The sequence below is a fragment of the Citrobacter sp. MGH106 genome (assembly GCF_001037495.1).
Lineage (GTDB): Bacteria > Pseudomonadota > Gammaproteobacteria > Enterobacterales > Enterobacteriaceae > Citrobacter > Citrobacter murliniae.
Window position 1 is genome coordinate 1,068,799 of the sequence record NZ_KQ089822.1, and the last position, 20,146, is coordinate 1,088,944.

Below are 20,146 nucleotides of genomic sequence, written 5' to 3' on the forward strand. Positions count from 1 at the left end.
CTGCTTAGCGGGCCTTTTTTATGAGGGTAGGATTATGACTAGCAGAGAAAAATTTGAAGCTTGGTATCTGGAAAATTGGGGCCACACCGAAGATGACCATGAAACCATGTTTGAGCGCGACCCTGACAGCGATGAAGAATATTACCGTCTTGGCGTTCGTATGGCTCACGGGGCATGGCAAGCATCTGAGTTAGCATCACAACAAAAGCTCACTGACATAGCAGTACAGCTCGCTAACGCCGAGAGCAAGTGCAGGGAGCTGGCGGCGGAGAATGAAAAGCGGAATATGCATAGTGAAGCTCTGGCGGTAGACAATGCAGCATTGCGTGAAGTGGTTGAGCGCATGGTTAACCAATTTGCAATGAGCGGTATTTCTCCAGAGGAGAAGTCAATCAATCCAGCTAAATCACTAATGTTTGATGCTAAATCAGCATTATTTATGCCGACCACCGACGCTTTCCTGGCTGAAGTGCGGGCCAGAGCACTCGACGAATTTGCCATAGCTCAGGATGAGCAAGCCAAAAAATATTATGAGCTTTCACCAGGATGCTCAGGCCAAAACGAATGCCAGTACGCTGCAGGACAGGCATGGTATTCCGCTGAATGCATACGCAAGTCAGCCGCCCAGCTTCGCAAAGGAGCCGCGCTATGAGCAAGTTAACGCGTGAATTAGTTGTAAAAGCAATGCTCAGCAGCATTGAAAATTACGTATTTGAGGTTATCGACTCTGTTGAGAATGAAGTTGGTGTGCTGACCGCAGAAGACCACTACATACTAAATTCTTGGGTCAGAAATGCCGTGGAAAAAGCAGCAACCGAACTGGAGGCAGCCCAATGAACGATATCACAGCACTGGCGCAGCAACTTCGGGCGACGGCAGAGAAAGCCAACGAACACGGAGAGTTCAATATGGCGATGCATACTGTGGAAGTTCTGGCGCTGGTAGAGGCGCTGGAGAAGGCGCAGCAGCAAAAAGAAAGCGACTTTGAAATCAAAGCCCGGCTCTGCAAAGAGAGCAATGGACTACATGACAGATTGAGAGAAGCGGAGAAGCGCATCGGCGAGCTGGAGCGTATGGAGTCGTCACTTCGCCCGGTGGGCGTGATGAGCCAGAAAGCATATCACCGGCTGGAAAATAGAGAATCACGATTTATTGCATTATGGCCCCGCCCTGAAATCTATTTACCGCGCAAGCGTCCTGATGATGGCGTAATTGTCTATGCGCGAATTGCCAACGCAGGCAGTGGCGTGAAGGGGGATTGATATGGCTGACGTAACCAAAATGGAGTGCGTTCATTCCACTAATCCTGAGTGGTTTTCACCAGGTGATATTTATGATTCTGAGAAACGCGGACCTGATATTTGTATTTGTGGTGACAACCTCGTGTCCGACCTTAACCCGGAAGACTGGTACGAGATGAGCCAGCGAGTCGATGGGCTATGGTTTCTTACCGGCTTTCAGCAATCAGTCTTGTTTAGAACCGTGAGGACTAACCCATGACAACTAACCACCCTGCGCACGGTCCTGTATCACTCGATCGCCTGAGCCTTAATGACGCTATAGCCCATGCTGACGAACGCGCAGAAGCATTGTTTGGCCCGTGCGCGGCACAACACGCTCAATTAGCAACCTGGTTGCGTGAGCTACAGGAACGCCGCAAGGCTGATAGCGCTGATCCTGTTTCGTTCGACGAACTGAATGCAGCGGTGGCAGAGGTCACTGGCGGCAATCAACATGCCTGGAATGCCAATATTTACAAGGGACACCAGGAAGTTCCATTCATGAATTACAACTCGCTGGCGCGTATCGTTGATAAATATCGCGTCCCGCAGCCAGCGCCGGTAGTAGTTCCTGACGGTCTTCGACTGGCACTTAGTAATGCTGGTATAGCTGCTCCCGAATCGGATGAAATGCTATCAGCTAAGAGTGAAAAGTTAATCCAGGCGTTAGTTACCTGGGTGAAAGAAAGAAAACCGTTCCAGTCAGCGCCAGCAGTGCCTGAAGAAGTTAGCTGGGAAGATGTTCCGGAGGAAATAACAGAAGACAACATGGAGGTTGCTCTGGCATGGGCGCATGGGTTCAACCAGTGCCGCGCCGCCATGCTTCAGGCGGGCAACTCTCCGGTAACTCCGGATGGTTGGTGTCGAACTTGCCGACCAGTGACGATGAATGATATGCGCTTTGTCGTCTGCCCAGAATGCGGAAATAAGCGCTGCCCGCACGCCAATGACCACAGACATGCATGCACCGGAAGCAATGAACCAGGACAGGAAGGTAGCGCGTACCAAGCAGCACCGCAACAGGAGGTGAAATCAGCTCTTGAACATGGAATGCAGCGTTACGCTGGTGCTATGCAAAAGCTGTCAGAAGGGGATAAGTGATGGCTAACGCAACGTCAAGCAACATTACCCACTCTCAAAATTAGTGTTATAATTATGTCACAGTCGGATTGAGCACCCGGCTGTGACCTCTGCATCTGATTGGGAAATTAGATGCGAAACACAAAGAGTACGACCTACCTTATCCCGTCAGCGTTATCAAATGCTGAGGGTTTTCTGCATTCTGCGGTTTCCTGTGGGGAGGCCGTATGAACATCCCTCAATGCGGCATCAAGCTGCACTCCGGCAACTTCGAAGCTATCGGCAAGATGCTTCATGAGCAACTCGCTTTCGGCCAACCTCTGCGCCTGCAGGTCAAAGCGTGGCGAGAGAAGCGTAGTCTGTCGCAGAACTCACTTTCCCACATGTGGTACCAGGAAATCAGCGCATACCTGATTAAATCCGGCCGCACTGACGCTACCCCTGAGTGGGTTAAGCGCAACCTCAAAAAGACCTACCTCGGCTGCGAGGAAGTCACCTATACCGACTTCATCACCGGCACCAAAGAAACCACCTGGGAACCTCGACACACGTCTCAACTCGATACCGGAGAGATGCACATCTTCCTGTGCAAAGTCGAAGCGTGGTGCGCCCAGTTTGGTCTGGCGCTGACAATTCCATCAGGTTGTGAATTCCAACAATTGCGCGATAAGCAGGAGGCGTAATGGCTGATTTACGTAAAGCAGCACGTGGGCGTGAATGCCAGGTGCGGATTCCCGGCGTATGCAACGGCAACTCTGAAACAACAATCCTTGCGCATATCCGTCTTGCTGGCCTGTGCGGTACCGGAATTAAGCCGCCAGACCTGATCGCAACTATCGCATGTAGCCGGTGCCACGATGAGATTGATCGCCGCACTCATTTGGTTGATGCGGAATACGCGAAAGAGTGTGCTCTGGAAGGTATGGCACGTACTCAGGTTATGTGGCTGAAAGAGGGGCTAGTAAAAGTATGAATACTTATCGGATCAGCCTGGCATGGCCTCCAAGCAATAACCGCTACTACCGGCATAACCGTGGACGTACTCACATCAGCGAGGAAGGGAAGAAGTACCGCGATTTAGTGGCAGAAATCATTAAGGAAGAGATGCTTGATATCGGGATCACCTCACCGCTGAAAGTTCGCATCGAATGTCATATGCCAGATCTCCGCCGACGTGACCTGGACAACCTGCAAAAGGCCGCATTCGACGCGCTGACTAAAGCCGGGTTCTGGGCCGATGACTGTCAGGTTGTCGATTACCGGGTCGTGAAAATGCCGATCGTAAAAGGCGGACGACTAGAATTGACCATCACCGAACTGGAGGTCGCATGAGCACAGAAACTGAAATCGAGCTGGGCAAGGTTGTCGCGTTCCCGACAAAGAAAGATGACCTTCAGGATGGGCTGGTGATTCAGCGCGAGGGGCAGAAGGTGATGTGCCTGCATTCGAATGTGTGGGTTAACGAAAAAGACAGGACGCTACGATGCCGGAGGTGTGAATCACTGATTGAGCCTTTTGACTTCCTGATGACTCTTTGCGACCAGGAGTCTCGTTACATGGAAAGCGTTAAGTACCTTCGCAGGGAAGAAAAGCAGCGTCGCCAGAACATTGAAAAGCTAATCCAGATTGAGAAGAACGCCAAGTCACGTATTCGTCGCGCTGGTGAAAAATCACCGCTCCCTCTATGGCAGAACGAGAGGGTAGAGGAATGACCTTCTCCGACTTCCTGCGTTACCAGTATGAAAGCATCAAGCGAGCTGAGCTACCGCCTATCGCCAGACACAGCCAGAAAACTAATCAGCCATTAGGAGCCGCAGCATGAGAAAGCTAACACCAATCTACTCCATGGTTAATTTTGTCGATGACGCGCATTTCCGCCGCGTTTGGAAGCACCCTAAGATGACCATCACCACTAAGCAACGTGCATGGGTGCAATACATGATGTCTGTATGGGGACGAATTAACCGCGGCGACGATTCTCCTGCTGGAGCTATTAATGTAATTGGTCGACTGATGATTCGCACCTCCTGGAGCCCTGACATGGGTGGGCATATAGAGAGAATGGTCAACTGGCTTTATAGCGACGAGGGAGGGGCGCTTAGAGGTGAGGAGCTCTATAAGAAAGCTCGCGAACTGGTCATTCCTCAGTCATCAGCCAGCAACATCATCGCTCTCGCCAAAGAATCAGATGATGCTGCTTTCGTGGAAAAGGTAATCGTTAAGCTGTTCCATCGGGAAAGCCCGGTTCGCGATTACGCCATTAAACGATATTGCGAAAGCAACTGCACTCAACATATCGCATCAGCAATTAGCCGCATGACTGGTGCCGACATCCAGCAATGCCGCCGCCGGGTAGTCTGGTGCGAGAAAGTATTCGAAGCGGAAATGTTTTATGCCATGAAGCGTGAAATGGAGAATGAGAATGCTCTCATAGCAGCCTAATGAAAAAATATTTGCCAAATATATTGATTTCGCGAAATAGAAGTGCATAATTCAGTATATGCTCGGACGTCAAAGGCGAAAGAGCGCGGTGGTGAGGAAATAAGTAAACATCGCACACCGGGTCGATAGATGCCTTGAGATGAAGCCACCAAAAATTAAGAGCCTCGCAGAAATGCGGGGCTTTTTGCATTCAGGGTCAGAAGCACAGAGGTTGTGCGTTCGGCTGTTAACCGATTGGTCGAAGGTTCGAATCCTTCCTGTCCCGCCAAATACCTACCAGGACCATAAGAGCGAAAGCTCAACGCACTACCCTCATCTTGCCAGCATCGCCGCTGGCTTTTTTATTCGCGCCCATCCATACAGCTAACCACTTACTCCTTGAACGCAATGGGTGAGGCGCTTCTCTACAAACACACAGCTCCCGCTTCACTTGCGAGGAGAGAGACTATGAAGATGCCCTACAAACAAGACTTCATCGCTGCTTTGCTAGCTGCCAAAGAGCAGGGCATTGGCGCGATTCTGGCATTCATCATGGCGTATCTGCGTGGCCGCTATAACGGAGACACGCTATCAAAGACGCTTATTGATGGGTTGATGTGCGCGATGTTTGCCTGGTTCGTAAGAGACATTCTCGTATTCATTGGGCTGAGTACAAACCTTGCCTATATCGGCAGTGTGTTTATTGGTTATCTCGGCACCGCTTCAATTGGATCGCTTATCAAGAAATTCACCGCCAAGAAGGTAGGAGTGGATGATGCAAGCAATTAACCCTCAGCGGAAAGCATTCCTCGACATGCTGGCGTGGTCAGAAGGCACTGACAATGGCCGACAACCGACAAAGAACCACGGCTACGATGTGATTGTTGGAGGTGCGCTATTCTCCGACTACTCAGACCATCCTCGCCAGTTAGTCGACCTACCACGTCTGAAGATTAAATCCACCGCCGCCGGTCGTTATCAGTTGCTGGCGCGTTACTGGGATGCCTACCGGAAACAACTCGGTCTGAAAGATTTCTCTCCTGCCAGTCAGGATGCTGTTGCATTGCAGCAGATTAAAGAACGCCGAGCACTTGAGTTAATCGACTCTGGTGACATCCGTCAGGCCATCGATCGCTGCAGCAATATCTGGGCATCACTACCCGGGGCAGGATACGGTCAGTTTGAGCACAAAGCGGATAACCTTATCGCCAAATTCAAAGAAGCTGGCGGCACGGTAAACGAGCCAAAATCATGAGCAGGTTAACCGCAATCATCATTGCTGTTGTCGTCTGCATCATCGTGTCGCTTGGCTGGGCTGTTAATCACTACCGCGACAACGCCGCCGAATACAAGAAGCAGCGCGATGAGAAAGCTCAGGCGCTGAATCTGGCTAACGCCACCATAACCGACATGACAACCCGGCAGCGCGATGTTGCTGCTCTGGACGCCAAATACACGAAGGACTTAGCTGATGCTAAAAAGCAGCTTGAAGATTTGCAGCGTTGCGTTCGTGATGGCAAGTGTGGGTTGCGCATCAACGCAAAATGTCCCGCGAACGGAACGGCCAGCACCGGCAGCCTGGGCGATGCTTCCGGCCCCCGACTTACAGACGCCGCTCAACGGGATTATTTCACCCTCAGAGAGCGAATCGCCACAGTGACGAAGCAGGTCGGCTATCTGCAGGAATACATCAACACGCAGTGCCTGAAATGATGGACAACCCGCACTAAGAATAGAAGAGCAGTAAACGGCAATATCAGCCTCGCGAAATGCGGGGCTTTTTTTGCCCGCAGTAAAACGCGCATCGCAGCGCATCACAAACTCAGAACCTTTCAGGATGACCCTTGAGGAACCGGCTGGCTGTCGGAGCCTTCTGAGGGCCGTATTCCTGTGCGAACAAGGTTCATCACTCAAAGGAAATACCGACATGAAAAAATCGTTAACTGTGCTTTCTTCTGGTGAAGCTCCGACCATGAGCAGTCTTGAAATGGTCGATTACATTAATGCTGACCGAGAATCAAAAGCAAAGGCTGAAGGGTTATCTTTTCCCTGCCGGAAATACCGCAAACTTTCACATAAAAACCTCATGGCAAAAACGCCAAAAGTACTGGGAGAAACATCAGCTAAGTTTTTAGCCGATGATACCTATACCGCAGGCAATGGCGCTCAGGCATCGCGTCAGGTTTATCACTATCCGAAGCGTGAAGCTTGTTTGATAGCTATGAGCTACAGCTACGAACTTCAGGCCCAGGTGTTTGACCATATGACCGAGCTTGAAGGAGGGAAGGATATCAACCTTCTCGATTTCTCTGGGCTGGCTGACATGGCTATCAGCGAAATGCAAAATCGTGTCGCTTCTGCTGAGAAATTCTCCTTCGAAGAACATGGGCAGACCGGTAGCGCCCTGATGACGCGCCGCAAGAAAGAAAAGAAAGTAATCAAAAGAGCCGAGCAACTTGTGAAGGATCTGATTCAGTTCAAGTTGTGTGACATGGGGATTTCCCTGATGGTGAACCAGCATGACGCCACAGGAATTTATCCATAAAAACGTGACCGCCGAGCTGATAAGGCTCGGTTATGACCAGAATGCGGCAATGACTGGCGCTGACATGGCATTAGATCACTACCGGCGCTGCTCACAGGCCAGCAGGAAGGGGAAAATCTTCGACGATTGTCTTTACTACGCCAAGCAATGGGCTGGTAAGCAGAAGTCGAAACAAAAATAGAGAGCCACTTTCACAACGGTTCTTCATTACAAAGCTCATCTGCGGGTGGGCTTGATAATGCTTACCCGACAAGAAGCAGAGATTTGGTCAACCTGAAAGGAAGGTGGTCATTATCTTAATGGCTGTGATTACAGCAAGTGGCGGCGCAACTCTGGGAAGCGTGGCAATGCTGCGAATATAAAGTTCTGCAAATGGTGTCAGTAAAGTGTCATTGACAGAGTTTTATATAGATATAACAACCCTCATGTCTCGGGCTTCCCCGGTGATGTATTTAAATTTGTAGAGGATTATTCCATATGCCTACTAAATGTATGTCAGTTGGCGGGTACCCAGTAGAAGTAGCTACACCAGAAGATGTGAATGGAGAGTCTTATACGCTTCCAGCAGCAACAACATCCGCAATCGGCGGGGTGAAGAAAATGGCCAATCAGGCTGATACAGCGGCAACCGATGTAGCGGGTCTGGTAACGGACTTCAACGCATTGCTAGCCAAGCTTAAAGCAGCCGGGATGATGTGATGAAAATAATCGAAGCTGTTCGACATGGCGATTTGTCATTTGTGCAAGTCAGGCATGCGGGAGTCCTGGTGACCATGCAGAAGGAGGGCGAACTTGTCGGCATCACGACGAAAGGTCGCGGGAATGTTCGGTTCGCAAAGTCACAAGCAAAATTCATTCATCAAATGTTAAACGGATAGTCAAATGGCAAAGCTCACTGACAAGCAAGAGCTGTTTGCCCGTGAGAATAGGCCAACACCGGGCGATGGCTTTCTAGCAGAGTTTCATCCTTACAATCGCCTTATTCCAGCCGAAGGTGTTCACGACTGGGTTTACGAAAACATCATTTCAGAAACTGGAAAAATTCATAATCCTGACCACATTCATTTGGAATGTGCTGATATTGCTTTCCTGTGGGCGGCGCATGGCTTCACCAAGAAAGGGCGAACAGTCCTCGGGCAATGTGAAGAGGTAATGTTTCGCGCAGGAGGATGGCAGAAAGCAAGGATGGAGCAACAAATGCATGAGTGGTTTGGTCGTCAGCCTGATTATGTAATTACCCTTGCTGCCGATTACTGCTCGCAATGCAGTGACCTTGATTTCTGCGCTCTCATTGAGCACGAGCTTTATCATATTGCACACGAAGCTGACGAATTCGGATCGCCAAAGTTTTATCGAGAAAGTGGATTGCCAAAGCTTTGCATACGTGGGCATGACGTTGAAGAGTTCGTGGGCGTAGTGCGCAGATATGGCGCAAGCCATGATGTTCAGATACTGGTTAATGCAGCCAATCACCCTGCTGAAGTTGCTCATCTTGATGTAGCAAGGGCATGCGGGACTTGTTTAATGAAGCTAGCTTGACGCTTTATTCAGATTGTCATGGAGGTAACCAATGGCAGCACTATCGACAGAGGTAAAAGCCTTCATCGTTCAATCTTTGGCATGCTTTGAGCCACCGACAAAAGTGATTGAGCTTGTAAAGCAGGAGTTTGGAGTTGAAGTGTCGCGCCAGCAAGTCTCTCAGTACAGTCCCGGAAATGCCATGGCGGCCAACCTCAGTAAGAAGTGGGTGGAGCTATTCCATTCAACTCGCGAGAGATTCCAGAGTGAAATCTCAAACATCCCCATTGCCAACAAGGCTTACAGGCTCCGTGTCCTTGATCGGATGATGGGTAATGCCGAAAAAATGAGGAACATCGCGCTTGCTGCGGAAATTATCGAGCAGGCAGCGAAAGAGTGCGGCGACGCCTATTCCAATAAGCACAAATTTGAGCACTCTGGCCCCAACGGCGGCGCTATGGAGGTGATGAATTACACGCCAGAACATTACGCTGCTGCGAATAAAGCAATAGAGGGCAAACTAACCGGGCTGGATTGATATGAGCGAAATAATCGAATGGGAAGATTTGACATTTCCTGAGCGCGTTGTGCTTAAGTCAAAATCCACAAAGTCATTCCTGAACCATACGAGAATATGGTTCGAAATTATCCAGGGTGACCGTCTACTAGTTAACTGGCACCATCGGCTGATGGCCTCGAAAATTGATGATCTAATTTACCGCCGCTTAGAGCCAGGTAACTTGATTATCAACGTTCCTCCCGGTGGAACAAAAACAGAATTCTTCTCCATCCACCTTCCGTCGTATGTCAATGCACTGGTACAGGAAGGCAAGCTCAAGCGCTTCCGTAACCTGAATATCTCGTTTGCTGACACACTGGTTAAGCGTAACTCACGCCGAACCAGGGACATTATCGCCAGCAAGGAATATCAGGAATTCTGGCCTTCTTCATTTGGTGTCAACCAGGCTGAAGAGTGGGAGATAAAGGACGACCGAGGTCGCTCAATCGGACAGACTGTATCCCGTTCCAGTAACGGGCAGATAACCGGCGGTCGTGGCGGATACTTCGGGCCTGAGTTTTCCGGCATGGTTATGCTGGACGACTACAACAAGCCAGTCGATATGCTGAGCGAGTCACGCAGAAACAGCGCTAACACGCTCCTGGTGAACACCATCCGCTCACGTCGTGGTGATAAGTCAAAAGAACATCCAACGCCGTTTGTAAGCATTCAGCAGCGCTTACACACTGATGACGCTACCGGCTTCATGCTGGGTGGCGGCATGGGCGTTAAATTCCATCACGTAGCCATCCCGGCGATGATTGATGAGAAATACATCCAGTCTCTCGCTGAGCCGTGGCGCTCGTTGTGCTGGGAGACGGTTAAAGACACCGATTATGTAGAAGTGTCCGGCACACGATACTGGTCATACTGGCCTCAGATGGAAGACGTGAACGACCTCCTGCAATTGTGGGAGAAAGACCGTTACACCTTTCTGTCTCAGTACCAGCAAAACCCAATGGCACTCACCGGCGGCATTATCGACACCGGTTGGTTCCAGACCTATACCACGCTTCCTAAGTTGACTCACCGCGCCGTTTACGTTGATACCAACAGCGGCAAGGTTGAGGACTGGCTGGACTACACCGTGTTCACGCTGGTTGGCATGGGCGTGGATGGCAATCTCTACATCATCGATGTGGTGCGTGGACGCTGGGACCCGGAAGACCTGCTGAAGAAAGCTGAAGAGGTCTGGGAGAAATGGCGCATGCAAGGTTCAATGCGAATCATGCCAATGCGGCATATGGCTATCGAAGAGAAGCAGGCCGGACAAGGGTTGATTACCACGCTGAAGAAACGCAGCGCAACCCCTGGGCAACTCAGCATACCGGTTAAAGAAATACCCCGAGGTGCAGGCCAGAACAAACTGGTTCGATGCCTCAACGTCATCCCTCAGATAAAGACCGGCAAGGTCTACGTTCCCGCAACGCACACGCAAGATGGTGCGGCGATTATGCACACCTATTACGAGGACGGAACAATCGCTGGGACGACATCTTGGGTGCTTACGGCAATGACCGAGTGCGCAGCGTTCTCTGCTGATGACAGCCACGACAATGACGACATCCTTGATACATGGATGGACGCCATTGATGACAACCTTATTTCCGGTCGCCAGCCAATGGTGATCGACCCAAGTCAACTCAGGAGAATTTAAGTGCGGTGGAAATGGTGGAAGAAAGAAATCGCCGCGCCTGAGCCGGTGAAAGAACCTGAAAAGGTTCAGATGAAAATTAACCCGATGGCTGTCGCTGAGATTCAGGCTAAGCCGCCGAGAGAGTTTAAGCAGTACAAGCCACCAAAAGGAGTTATCCCGGATAGTATCGAGAAAGGCGTACTGGCTATGGACTCAACCCCATACGCAACGCTGAACGAAGCTTACACAGGATACACCTACGGCTACCCTGATAGCTTCCCCGGCTATCCATACCTTGCAACGCTGGCGCAGAAACCGGAATACAGGAAAATGGTCGGGACCATCGCCGAAGAGATGACACGCAAGTGGATCAAGCTCAAAACTGTTGGCGATGAGGATAAATCAGATCGCGTTAAGCAACTCTACGACGCGCTCGACCGGTTCCATGTTCGCGATAAGTTCAGAGAAGCAGCTGAGCATGACGGCTATTTCGGTGGAGGGCAGATTTACATCGATGTGCAGTCAACACGCGGAGTATCTGCCTGGACTGATGATGTTGAGTTGCAGTCCAAACTGTTCCTGTCTGACAAGAAGATTAAGCAGGGAAGCCTGAAGGGCTTCACTGTAATTGAGCCAGTCTGGACCTATCCCGGCGTGTACAACACAGCCAACCCGATGAGTCCTGACTTCTACAAACCAACAGAATGGTTTGTGATGGCAAAGACGGTGAACTCAAGCCGTATGCTGGACTTTGTTTCTCGCGAGGTTCCTGACCTGCTCAAGGCGGCCTACAACTTCCGTGGGTTGAGCCTGACACAGATTGCCGAGCCGTACGTGAACAACTGGTTGCGCACCCGAGACAGCGTCAGCGACATGATCCACTCGTTCAGCATCCCGGTCATCGGAACGAACATGAGCACCATCCTGCAAGGGGGAGGTGCTGAGTCGCTTCTGGCACGATTGCAGATGTTCAACCAGTGCCGTGATAACCGTGGGGTGTTTGCGAAGGATAACGACGCAACACAGGCGGAGACGGTGGAGTTCGTCAACGCACCTCTCGGCACGTTGGACGCGCTACAGGCTCAGGCGCAGGAGCAGATGGCTGCAGTATCAAGCATCCCTCTGGTTAAGCTCCTTGGCATATCACCTGCCGGGCTTAATGCTTCCTCAGACGGTGAGATTCGCGTCTTCTACGACTACATCCACGCTCTGCAGCAGTCGATGTTCAAGGACAACCTGAAGCGCGTTCTGGACATCATTCAGCTATCCGAGTTTGGCGACATCGACCCTGAAATCTACTTCGAGTTCGAGCCTCTCTACGAGATGAGCGCGAAAGAGAAAGCGGAGATTCGGAAAATCGATGCCGACACTGACCTTGTTTATGTCACTGCTGGCGCGCTGTCTAACAACGAGGTGCGCGAGAAGATCGCCGAAGACCCTGAATCACCCTATCACTCACTGGACCTAAGCGATGACATCGACCTCGAAGAAGAAGACGGCGAAGACATCGACCCAGAGGACGATACCGCCAGTCAGACCTAACGCAGGTGTTGAGGCATGGTATCGACGCCAGCTCGATAAGCAGATACGAGAGATGCAGAAGTCCGTTGTGTACTGGCTAACCGCAAACTACAAAGCGAGTGGAGCGGCGGTGGCAATGGACGCATCTCCGGCTGTGTTTATGCGTGAAGCGATGAAAAAACTGGCTAATCGCTGGACGAAATCATTCGACAACATTGCGCAGAAGCTTGCCGACAGGTTCGCTGGCGATGCCATGAAGAACTCTGACGTGTCGTTGCATAACGCGCTGGAGACTGCTGGCTTCACGGTTGAGTTCAAAATGACCGCGCCGATGAATAATGCACTACAGGCGACCATTGCCGAAAACGTCGGACTGATACGCTCCATCCCGGAGAAGTATTTCACCGAAGTCGAAGGTCTGGTGATGCGCTCTGTGGCTCGCGGTCGCGATCTGTCATATCTCACCGATGAATTGCAGAAGCGTTACGGCATCACCCGGAGACGGGCGGCGCTGATTGCTCGCGATCAGAACAACAAGGCCACCTCCGTCATGCAGGCGGCTCGGCAGAAGTCACTCGGTATCACGCAAGGTATCTGGCGACACTCTCACGCTGGTAAAGAACCTCGTCCATCGCACGTGAAAGCGGACGGTAAGAAGTTCGATATCGACAAGGGAATGTATCTGGATGGCAAGTGGTTAATGCCAGGTGAGGAAATCAATTGCAGATGTACATGGTCACCAGTCATACCCGGTCTTAGCTAGACGGAATAAACAATGAAAACAACTGAACGGTTGGCATTTGACCGCGCATCCGTGCGCACGTTTGATGGCAACGGCAGGCTTCAGGTAAAGGTCAGCAATATCAGCAAGGCGAATGTTTGCCCCTATTTCGGGCGAGAGATTCCAGGCGCTGATAAGTTAGGGCTGGACCCCGAGAAGATTTACTACCTCTGGCGACACCCTGACGAACTGAAGAAAGCCGTAGCAACATTCAACAACATCCCACTCCTTTCAATCCATACCCCTGACTTCCCCGGTGACCCACCTCGCGAATATCGCGTAGGGGTTACTCACTCGAACGCTGACTTTGACGGAACGTATCTCACTAACGGCCTGTCCGTTTGGGACAACTCCGCTATCGCCGGTATCGAGACGGAAGAGCAGGAAGAATTGTCTTCGTCGTACCAATACGTCGCTGACATGACCCCCGGCACGACACCAAATGGTGAAGTCTATGACGGCATCATGCGGGAAATTATCGGGAACCACGTAGCGCTGGTCGAAACAGGCCGCGCAGGAAGCGACGTATTGGTCGCAGATTCTTTACCACCGGAGTTAAAGCACATGAGCAAACGCAAAGCTGCGGCTATTCGCGCCACGCTGAAGCCATTACTGGCAGCAGACGCGGATCTGGAAGCAGAAGTTCGCAAAGCACTTCTGGCTCTCGATGAAGCCGACAAAGAAGACAAGAAAGACAAGCCGGCCGAAGACGAAGAAACCGAAGAAGAAAAGGAAGAGCGCGAGGCCAAAGAGAAAGCCGCGCAGGACGAAGAGACCGAGGAAGAGAAAAAGGAGCGCGAGGCCAAAGAAAAGGCAGCCAATGACGAAGACGATGACAAGAAAGACGACAAAGTCTCCAAAACGGCTATGGACTCTGCGATCCGCTTGGCAGCTGACAGCGCAACCAAAAAGGCCGCGCAGAACTTCCGCGAAATCCGTGAAGCTGAACTGGCTGTGCGCCCTCTGATTGGCGATGTGGTGGCGATGGACTCAGCGGCTGATGTCTACCGTACCGCCCTTGAGCAGTCCGGCGTCGACATCAAAGGCGTCCACCCGTCCGCGTTCCCGTCACTGGTGAAAATGGCGATCAGCCAGAAAGAAAGCTCACGTCCTGCCGCTTTAGCTCAGGATTCCGCATCAATTAGCGAGTTCGAGAGCGCATTCCCGACCGCTGGCAAACTGAAACGAGGTTTCTAACATGGCAGGTTTTCAGAAGGTAATTAATCAGTACCCAGCCCCTGGTGTCGAAGGTGGCTTTGCGAGCACTAACCCACACGCAACATACCTCGCTGGCGAGGCGGCCCTGGTAGCTGGCACTGGCGGCCTGACTGTAGGTCGTTTCGCATGGGACGTAAACGGCAAAGCAACTAACGCAGGCACCGGCGCACCATCAGGGTTTGTGCTTAACGATGGTCAAGCGTCAATCACCGTATGGCTGGGTGAAGCGTCCATGCTGATTCAGCCTGGTCGCGAAGTCACCCTGGTGACTGCTGGTGATTTCTGGGCTCGAACTTCTACCGCAGCAACTCGCGGCCAGAAAATCTTCGCATCGCTGACAACCGGGCAAGTACAAACCGGTGCAGCTGGCGCAACCATTTCCGGTTACGTCGAGACCGTATTCTCTGCTGGTAGCGCTTGCGACGCTAACGAGCTTGTCAAAATCAGCACCTGGAGCAAGTAATGAGCGAATTTCAGAAGCACTACTCAGCCGCAAGCGGCAAATACGGCATCATCCTGCCGGGCGCACGTGAATACCTGAATCCTGACTTCGCCCAGAACTACCAACTGGCGATGGATGCGCAACCAACAATGGTTACCGAAAACAACGCAGGTATCCCGGCATACTTCACAAACTACGTTGACCCTGAGCTGATCCGCGTACTGGTCACTCCGATGAAGGCAGCAGAAATCATCGGTGAAACCAAAAAAGGCGACTGGACCACCCTGAGCTCTCAGTTCCCGATCGTCGAATCAACCGGTGAGACCAGCTCTTACGGTGACTTCAACAACAACGGCATGACCTCAGCAAACGTGAACTGGGTTGCGCGTCAGTCCTACCACTACCAGACCCACACCCGCTGGGGTGAGCGTGAACTGGATATGTACGGCGCAGCGCGTATCGGTTACGCCGCAGAACTGAACGTAGCGTCTGCTCTGGTTCTGAACAAGTTCCAGAACAAATCCTACTTCTTCGGCATCGATGGCCTGGCTAACTACGGGCTGCTGAATGATCCGTCTCTGTCTGCACCAGTTACTCCGGGCGCAACTGGCACTGGCGGGGCAATCACCTGGGACAGCAAAGACGGCCAGGCTGTTTACGACGATATCGCTGGCAAGCTGTATGCTCAGCTGGTTTCTCAGACCAAAGGCCTGATTGAACGCACTGACTCAATGACACTGGCAATGTCGCCAACTGCGGAAGTCAACCTGACCAAGACCAACATGTACAACGTGAACGTGTCCGATCTGCTGAAGAAGAACTTCCCTAACCTGCGCGTAGAAACAGCTGTTGAATACTCCACTGATGCAGGTGAGATGGTTCAGCTGATCGCCGACCGTCTTGGTGAGCAGGACACGGCGTACGCAGCATTCACCGAGAAGATGCGCGCCCACGCTGTTGTGGTCGAAGAGTCTTCATGGAAACAGAAAAAATCTGGCGGTACCTGGGGCGCGATCATTCGCCAGCCGCTGGGCATTGCTTCAATGCTAGGAGTGTAATTGATGTCAGAGAAAATCGTCGTGGGGTGCAAACTCCCTAATGGTCTGGTTGTTGAAGTGGATGGCTATGCAGTCACCCTTAACGGTTCAAATTCAGCAATCGTTGTTGGTGGTTATGGACTGACCGAAGGCGTCGATAAAGACGCTTTTGACAAATGGTTGGAGGTGCATAAAGACCAGCCATACGTGAAGAAAGAACTGGTCTTTGCTCAGGCCAAAGCAGCAAGCGCCCAGGCTAAGGCAGCAGAAAACGAGGATGTTAAATCTGGCCTCGAAGGTTTGCCTCAGGATAAACCAGCACCGGGAATCGAGAAAGACAAAGAGGCCATGAAGGCTAAGGGTTAATCATGGCTATCGTTGTCTTTGATATTGCCGCATTCCGCGAACGTTACCCGGAGTTCGACACCGTAAGTGACTCGTTGCTGAATGCGTATTTTGTTGAGGCAACGGTTTACCTTGATAACACGGATTGCAGTGTTGTGACGGATCCTGTTATCAGGGCCGTCTACCTCAACATGCTGGTTGCTCACCTTGCCGCACTGAATTCAGGTGTGAATGGGAAAGCACCATCCGGGTTGGTTGGGCGCGTAGCGAGCGCATCAGAAGGTTCTGTATCCGTATCACTTGGCGAAGTTCCATCAAGCGGCGCTTCGTGGTGGTACCTGCAAACTCCTTATGGGGCTGCTTACTGGCAGGCAACAGCAGCATACAGAACCGCTAGCTACGTTCCCGGCGCTTCGCCATCCAATTACCCTGGCCATTATTACCGGCGCGCTAACTGGCGGAGATAACCATGACAACTTTCAGTGGGGGATCTGCGCTAGAGGCGAAATTAGCTGAGCTTGCCGAGAAAATTGGCGATGGAAAAACACTGAGGGTCGGGTTTCTTGAAGGGGCAACATATCCTGATGGTACATCCGTTCCGATGGTGGCCGCTGCTAACGAGTTCGGTGACCCTGCTATGAACCGACCGGCGCGCCCATTTTTCAGAAACATGATCGCCGATAACTCGCCAGCATGGCCCAGAGATATGGCAAAGATTGCACAAGCCACTGGGTATGATGCCGACACGATGCTTGGAATGATGGGGGAGCACATCAAAGGGCAGTTGCAGGGCTCTATTCGTGACCTTATGGAGCCAGCTTTATCCCCGGTTACCATCGCCAAAAAGGGATTCTCAAAGCCTCTTATCGAGACATCACACATGCTAAACAGCGTCGACTACGACATTAAGGATGGCGTATGAACCTGCGCGGCATTGCAAACAGCCTTACAAGCACCATCAACCCGAATGTTACTGGAGTATTCCAGGTTAACACCGGCTTCACCACGCTCCCCGGCGGGAAGAGAGTTCCGTCATTTAACAGCGTTGATGTGACGGTGCAGTTGCAGGAGCTTTCATCTACAGACCTGCGGCAAGTGGATTCCGTCAACATTCAGGGAATCCTGCGCAGCGCTTATCTGAACGGAAATTTCAACGGCGTGAACCGGCCCGAGCAAAAGGGTGGTGACATTCTGATGATTGGCACTGAGAAGTGGCTGGTTGTGAAAGTCCCAGAGCTTTGGCCTGACTGGTGTCGGGTGATCATAAATCTCCAGAGGTCATCATGACGCCGACCCTCGATATCAAAGAACTGGACCTGCTAATTCCGCTCCAGGCGTTTCTGATGGAGATAACCGGTCTGAGCATCGATAACGTGCTTGATGGTCAGCAAAACCTGACCGCAATGCCACTCGGTGACTTTGTCATCATGACGCCGATGAAGCAGATTGGGCTATCAACAAACCGCGTAAATTATGTCGATAACGGCGTGTATGGCGACGGCATCCAGCATAACCAGCGCAGTACTCAATGGCCTTGTCAGATTGACTGCTACGGAGAGAGCGCGGCTGATAACGCTGCAATCATCGGTACGCTGATCCGCTCAGACTTTGCCTGTGAATGGTTTCGCCAAAGTGGCGGAAAGCTATCCCCTCTTTACTGCTCAGACCCTCATCAGACGACGATGATTAACGGCGAGCAACAATACGAAAGCCGCTGGACGCTGGAATTTATCGGTCAGTACAACCCGACCGTGTCAACGCGACAGGACTTTATGGACAGTATCACAGTCGGCGTAATTGCCGCAGATTTAAAATACCCACCGGAGAGTGCATAAATGGCAATCCCATTACGCAAAGATATCCAGATTAACCCTGGCGTTTTGCCTGCGGGCGGTTCAGCGCTTGATCTGAATGGCCTTATCCTTACCGACAGCGGTTATGCTCCGGTAGGTACGGTAATTTCGTTTACCACCAAAGAAGATGTAGCAGCCTACTTTGGCAGCGCGTCTCCTGAGTTCAGCATGTCCGAGATTTATTTCCAGGGCTATGACAATTCTACCAAAACACCTGGCGCACTGTTGTTTGCCCGGTTCAACCCTGATCCGGCGGCGGCATGGCTTCGCTCAGGTTCAATGGCTGCTGTTACGCTTGACCAGCTCAAGCTGCTGAGTGGTGTTCTGACCCTGTCAGTTGATGGGACATCGCACACTTCAGCCAGTATCGATCTGAGCACCGCAACTAGCTTTGCGCAGGCTGCAGACCTGATTGAAACCGGCATCGGATCCAGCGTAACCGTTGAGTTCGACACCACGCAGAAGCGTTTCATCATCACCTCTGCAACAGCAGGCGATGCCAGCACCATCACATACGCCACCGGCACTTTGTCGGCAGGTCTGAAGCTGACTGTTGCTACCGGCGCATCACTGTCACAAGGTGCGGATGCTGCGGTAGTTACCGAAGCAATGCAGGCTGTGCTGGATGCCTCGCAGAACTGGGCCATCTTCACTACCTCTTTCACGCCGGATGAAGAACAGGCGCTGGCGTTCTCTGCATGGGTTAACGGGCAGAATTATCGATTCGGCTACGTGCCATTCACCCTGGAAGAGTCGGCGCTGGTATCTGGTTCAACGGATACCCTGGCATACAAAATCATTACAACGTACGACTACTCGAACGCTATTCCGGCATACGGCAACCAAAGTCATGCGGCTAACGCTCTCGGCTATGCTGCCTCTCTCGACTTTGACCGTCAGGAAGGGCGTGTGCCGTTTAAATTCCGCTCTCTTGGCGGACTGCTGCCGGAAGTTACCACGTCAGCGAACTACGATGCTCTGATCGCCAATGGGTACAACTTCTACGGCGCGTACACGGCTAACAACTATGACACGCGCTACTGGGCCGATGGCACCGTAACCGGCGACTTCAAATGGTTCGACTCCTTCTGCTTCCAGATTTGGCTGAACGCCAACCTGATGCAGGATGCGATAGAGCTGTTCCAGTCCAACCGCAGCATTCCATATAACGCGCGCGGCAAGGCAATCATCGAGGCTTCATTCGCTGACACCCTGAATCAGGGCATTACGTTTGGCGGCATCCGTACAGGCGTTAACCTTTCAAGCTCTCAGATTTCTGAGATTCAGAATGCAGTCGGAGCGGATATCTCTTCATCTCTGATCGCGAAAGGCTACTACCTGTATATCGCAGACGCGACGCCTACCCAGCGTCAGGAGCGCACAAGCCCAAGTATGACCCTCTGGTACTGCGACGGCGGTTGCGTGCAGAAAATAACTCTCGCCAGCATTGAGGTGCAATAAATGTCGAACACTATTACAAGCGCTGATGCAATCTTTGCCCTCACCGTTACCAACCTGTTTCCCAGTGCGCAGACTCTTGAGGGCTACGCTGCTGACGCGATGTTTGCGCTGGGCGATACAGAGATGGCCGTAGGGGTTCGTGGTGCCGACGGTAAGCTTTCCGGCGGGTTCGTGTTTGGTGAGTATCTCCAGACGATTACCATCATGCCTGACAGCCCATCGCGGGATATGTTTGAGACCTGGCAGCTAACCTCGCTGACGTCGAAGGCTATCTTCCGCTGCAACGCGACAATCATCCTCCCGGCAATCAGCCGAAAATTCACGCTCACTAACGGCATCCTGCAGCGCGTTAAGGCTATTCCTGACGCGCAGCGCGTACTTCAGGCGATGACCTTCCAGATCAACTGGGAAAGCATTACTCCAGAAGACTACAACGCATAAGGGATCAT

Annotated in this window: 32 protein-coding genes and 1 tRNA gene; all 33 read left to right on the forward strand. The window is 51.8% G+C overall.

Annotated elements, in window-relative coordinates:
• The first annotated feature begins 34 nt into the window (after positions 1-34).
• The 33 genes from SK36_RS04935 (at position 35) to SK36_RS05095 (ending at position 20,138) form a co-directional block, all read left to right on the forward strand.
• On the forward strand, positions 35-652 hold the full coding sequence (locus SK36_RS04935) for a hypothetical protein (protein WP_048220913.1): 618 nt from the start codon (positions 35-37) through the stop codon (positions 650-652).
• Positions 649-837, forward strand: a complete 189-nt coding sequence (locus tag SK36_RS04940) for a hypothetical protein (protein WP_048220914.1) — start codon at positions 649-651, stop codon at positions 835-837. Before SK36_RS04935 ends, SK36_RS04940 begins: the two co-directional genes overlap by 4 nt.
• Positions 834-1,262 carry a hypothetical protein gene (locus SK36_RS24940; RefSeq protein WP_053069221.1) on the forward strand — a complete coding sequence of 143 codons (429 nt, stop codon included), beginning with the start codon at positions 834-836 and terminating at the stop codon, positions 1,260-1,262. Before SK36_RS04940 ends, SK36_RS24940 begins: the two co-directional genes overlap by 4 nt.
• Before the next feature lies 1 nt (position 1,263).
• Positions 1,264-1,500 carry a hypothetical protein gene (locus SK36_RS04950; protein ID WP_044701701.1) on the forward strand — a complete coding sequence of 79 codons (237 nt, stop codon included), beginning with the start codon at positions 1,264-1,266 and terminating at the stop codon, positions 1,498-1,500.
• Positions 1,497-2,381 carry a hypothetical protein gene (locus tag SK36_RS24945; protein ID WP_053069222.1) on the forward strand — a complete coding sequence of 295 codons (885 nt, stop codon included), beginning with the start codon at positions 1,497-1,499 and terminating at the stop codon, positions 2,379-2,381. Before SK36_RS04950 ends, SK36_RS24945 begins: the two co-directional genes overlap by 4 nt.
• Positions 2,382-2,587: 206 nt before the next feature.
• Positions 2,588-3,043 (forward strand): YbcN family protein, encoded by a 456-nt coding sequence (locus tag SK36_RS04960; RefSeq protein WP_048220915.1) that lies wholly within the window; start codon positions 2,588-2,590, stop codon positions 3,041-3,043.
• Complete coding sequence (locus SK36_RS04965) at positions 3,043-3,333, forward strand: DUF1364 domain-containing protein (RefSeq protein ID WP_048220916.1); 291 nt, start codon at positions 3,043-3,045, stop codon at positions 3,331-3,333. The genes SK36_RS04960 and SK36_RS04965 overlap by 1 nt, the downstream gene beginning before the upstream one ends.
• A complete protein-coding gene (rusA, locus tag SK36_RS04970; protein ID WP_048220917.1) occupies positions 3,330-3,692 on the forward strand; it encodes a crossover junction endodeoxyribonuclease RusA in 363 nt (120 codons plus the stop codon). The genes SK36_RS04965 and rusA overlap by 4 nt, the downstream gene beginning before the upstream one ends.
• Complete coding sequence (locus tag SK36_RS04975) at positions 3,689-4,072, forward strand: hypothetical protein (RefSeq protein WP_048220918.1); 384 nt, start codon at positions 3,689-3,691, stop codon at positions 4,070-4,072. The genes rusA and SK36_RS04975 overlap by 4 nt, the downstream gene beginning before the upstream one ends.
• On the forward strand, positions 4,069-4,182 hold the full coding sequence (locus SK36_RS24950) for a hypothetical protein (RefSeq protein ID WP_231593070.1): 114 nt from the start codon (positions 4,069-4,071) through the stop codon (positions 4,180-4,182). Before SK36_RS04975 ends, SK36_RS24950 begins: the two co-directional genes overlap by 4 nt.
• Positions 4,179-4,802: a hypothetical protein gene (locus SK36_RS04980; protein WP_048220919.1), complete on the forward strand. Its 624-nt coding sequence runs from the start codon at positions 4,179-4,181 to the stop codon at positions 4,800-4,802. The genes SK36_RS24950 and SK36_RS04980 overlap by 4 nt, the downstream gene beginning before the upstream one ends.
• A 193-nt stretch (positions 4,803-4,995) precedes the next feature.
• A tRNA-Asn gene (locus SK36_RS04985) sits at positions 4,996-5,070 on the forward strand.
• Between the two features lie 179 nt (positions 5,071-5,249).
• The gene (locus SK36_RS04990; RefSeq protein WP_048220920.1) at positions 5,250-5,570 is read left to right on the forward strand and encodes a phage holin, lambda family; all 321 of its coding nucleotides are present in this window, start codon (positions 5,250-5,252) and stop codon (positions 5,568-5,570) included.
• Positions 5,557-6,036, forward strand: a complete 480-nt coding sequence (locus tag SK36_RS04995) for a glycoside hydrolase family 24 protein (RefSeq protein WP_048222565.1) — start codon at positions 5,557-5,559, stop codon at positions 6,034-6,036. Before SK36_RS04990 ends, SK36_RS04995 begins: the two co-directional genes overlap by 14 nt.
• Positions 6,033-6,494 carry a lysis protein gene (locus tag SK36_RS24290; protein WP_048220921.1) on the forward strand — a complete coding sequence of 154 codons (462 nt, stop codon included), beginning with the start codon at positions 6,033-6,035 and terminating at the stop codon, positions 6,492-6,494. Before SK36_RS04995 ends, SK36_RS24290 begins: the two co-directional genes overlap by 4 nt.
• A 214-nt stretch (positions 6,495-6,708) precedes the next feature.
• The gene (locus SK36_RS24585; protein WP_156184453.1) at positions 6,709-7,326 is read left to right on the forward strand and encodes a Rha family transcriptional regulator; all 618 of its coding nucleotides are present in this window, start codon (positions 6,709-6,711) and stop codon (positions 7,324-7,326) included.
• Positions 7,301-7,507, forward strand: a complete 207-nt coding sequence (locus tag SK36_RS05010; protein WP_048220922.1) for a hypothetical protein — start codon at positions 7,301-7,303, stop codon at positions 7,505-7,507. Before SK36_RS24585 ends, SK36_RS05010 begins: the two co-directional genes overlap by 26 nt.
• 296 nt (positions 7,508-7,803) lie before the next feature.
• Entirely contained in the window at positions 7,804-8,025 is a 222-nt protein-coding gene (locus SK36_RS05015; RefSeq protein WP_082138861.1) for a head fiber protein, read from the forward strand.
• Between the two features lie 183 nt (positions 8,026-8,208).
• Complete coding sequence (locus SK36_RS05025) at positions 8,209-8,865, forward strand: putative metallopeptidase (RefSeq protein ID WP_048220925.1); 657 nt, start codon at positions 8,209-8,211, stop codon at positions 8,863-8,865.
• A 31-nt stretch (positions 8,866-8,896) separates the two neighbouring features.
• On the forward strand, positions 8,897-9,382 hold the full coding sequence (locus SK36_RS05030) for a DUF2280 domain-containing protein (protein WP_048220927.1): 486 nt from the start codon (positions 8,897-8,899) through the stop codon (positions 9,380-9,382).
• A 1-nt stretch (position 9,383) separates the two neighbouring features.
• A complete protein-coding gene (gene terL, locus SK36_RS05035; protein ID WP_048220929.1) occupies positions 9,384-11,060 on the forward strand; it encodes a phage terminase large subunit in 1,677 nt (558 codons plus the stop codon).
• Positions 11,061-11,129: 69 nt separating this feature from the next.
• A complete protein-coding gene (locus SK36_RS05040) occupies positions 11,130-12,581 on the forward strand; it encodes a DUF1073 domain-containing protein (RefSeq protein ID WP_048222570.1) in 1,452 nt (483 codons plus the stop codon).
• Between the two features lie 52 nt (positions 12,582-12,633).
• The gene (locus SK36_RS05045; protein ID WP_048220932.1) at positions 12,634-13,323 is read left to right on the forward strand and encodes a phage head morphogenesis protein; all 690 of its coding nucleotides are present in this window, start codon (positions 12,634-12,636) and stop codon (positions 13,321-13,323) included.
• 12 nt (positions 13,324-13,335) lie between these two features.
• Complete coding sequence (locus SK36_RS05050) at positions 13,336-14,538, forward strand: DUF2213 domain-containing protein (protein WP_048220934.1); 1,203 nt, start codon at positions 13,336-13,338, stop codon at positions 14,536-14,538.
• Between the two features lies 1 nt (position 14,539).
• Positions 14,540-15,022, forward strand: a complete 483-nt coding sequence (locus SK36_RS05055) for a structural cement protein Gp24 (RefSeq protein ID WP_048220936.1) — start codon at positions 14,540-14,542, stop codon at positions 15,020-15,022.
• On the forward strand, positions 15,022-16,059 hold the full coding sequence (locus tag SK36_RS05060) for a hypothetical protein (RefSeq protein WP_048220938.1): 1,038 nt from the start codon (positions 15,022-15,024) through the stop codon (positions 16,057-16,059). The genes SK36_RS05055 and SK36_RS05060 overlap by 1 nt, the downstream gene beginning before the upstream one ends.
• A gap of 3 nt (positions 16,060-16,062) precedes the next feature.
• Positions 16,063-16,404, forward strand: coding sequence for a hypothetical protein (locus SK36_RS05065; protein ID WP_048220941.1), 342 nt, complete (start codon positions 16,063-16,065; stop codon positions 16,402-16,404).
• 2 nt (positions 16,405-16,406) lie between these two features.
• Positions 16,407-16,850: a DUF4054 domain-containing protein gene (locus tag SK36_RS05070; RefSeq protein WP_048220943.1), complete on the forward strand. Its 444-nt coding sequence runs from the start codon at positions 16,407-16,409 to the stop codon at positions 16,848-16,850.
• A gap of 2 nt (positions 16,851-16,852) precedes the next feature.
• The gene (locus SK36_RS05075; RefSeq protein WP_048220946.1) at positions 16,853-17,305 is read left to right on the forward strand and encodes a hypothetical protein; all 453 of its coding nucleotides are present in this window, start codon (positions 16,853-16,855) and stop codon (positions 17,303-17,305) included.
• The gene (locus SK36_RS05080) at positions 17,302-17,670 is read left to right on the forward strand and encodes a hypothetical protein (protein ID WP_048220948.1); all 369 of its coding nucleotides are present in this window, start codon (positions 17,302-17,304) and stop codon (positions 17,668-17,670) included. The genes SK36_RS05075 and SK36_RS05080 overlap by 4 nt, the downstream gene beginning before the upstream one ends.
• Positions 17,667-18,218, forward strand: coding sequence for a phage neck terminator protein (locus SK36_RS05085; RefSeq protein ID WP_231593071.1), 552 nt, complete (start codon positions 17,667-17,669; stop codon positions 18,216-18,218). Before SK36_RS05080 ends, SK36_RS05085 begins: the two co-directional genes overlap by 4 nt.
• Positions 18,219-19,697 (forward strand): DUF3383 domain-containing protein, encoded by a 1,479-nt coding sequence (locus tag SK36_RS05090; protein WP_048220950.1) that lies wholly within the window; start codon positions 18,219-18,221, stop codon positions 19,695-19,697.
• A complete protein-coding gene (locus tag SK36_RS05095) occupies positions 19,698-20,138 on the forward strand; it encodes a phage tail fiber protein (protein ID WP_231593072.1) in 441 nt (146 codons plus the stop codon).
• Positions 20,139-20,146: the final 8 nt, after the last annotated feature.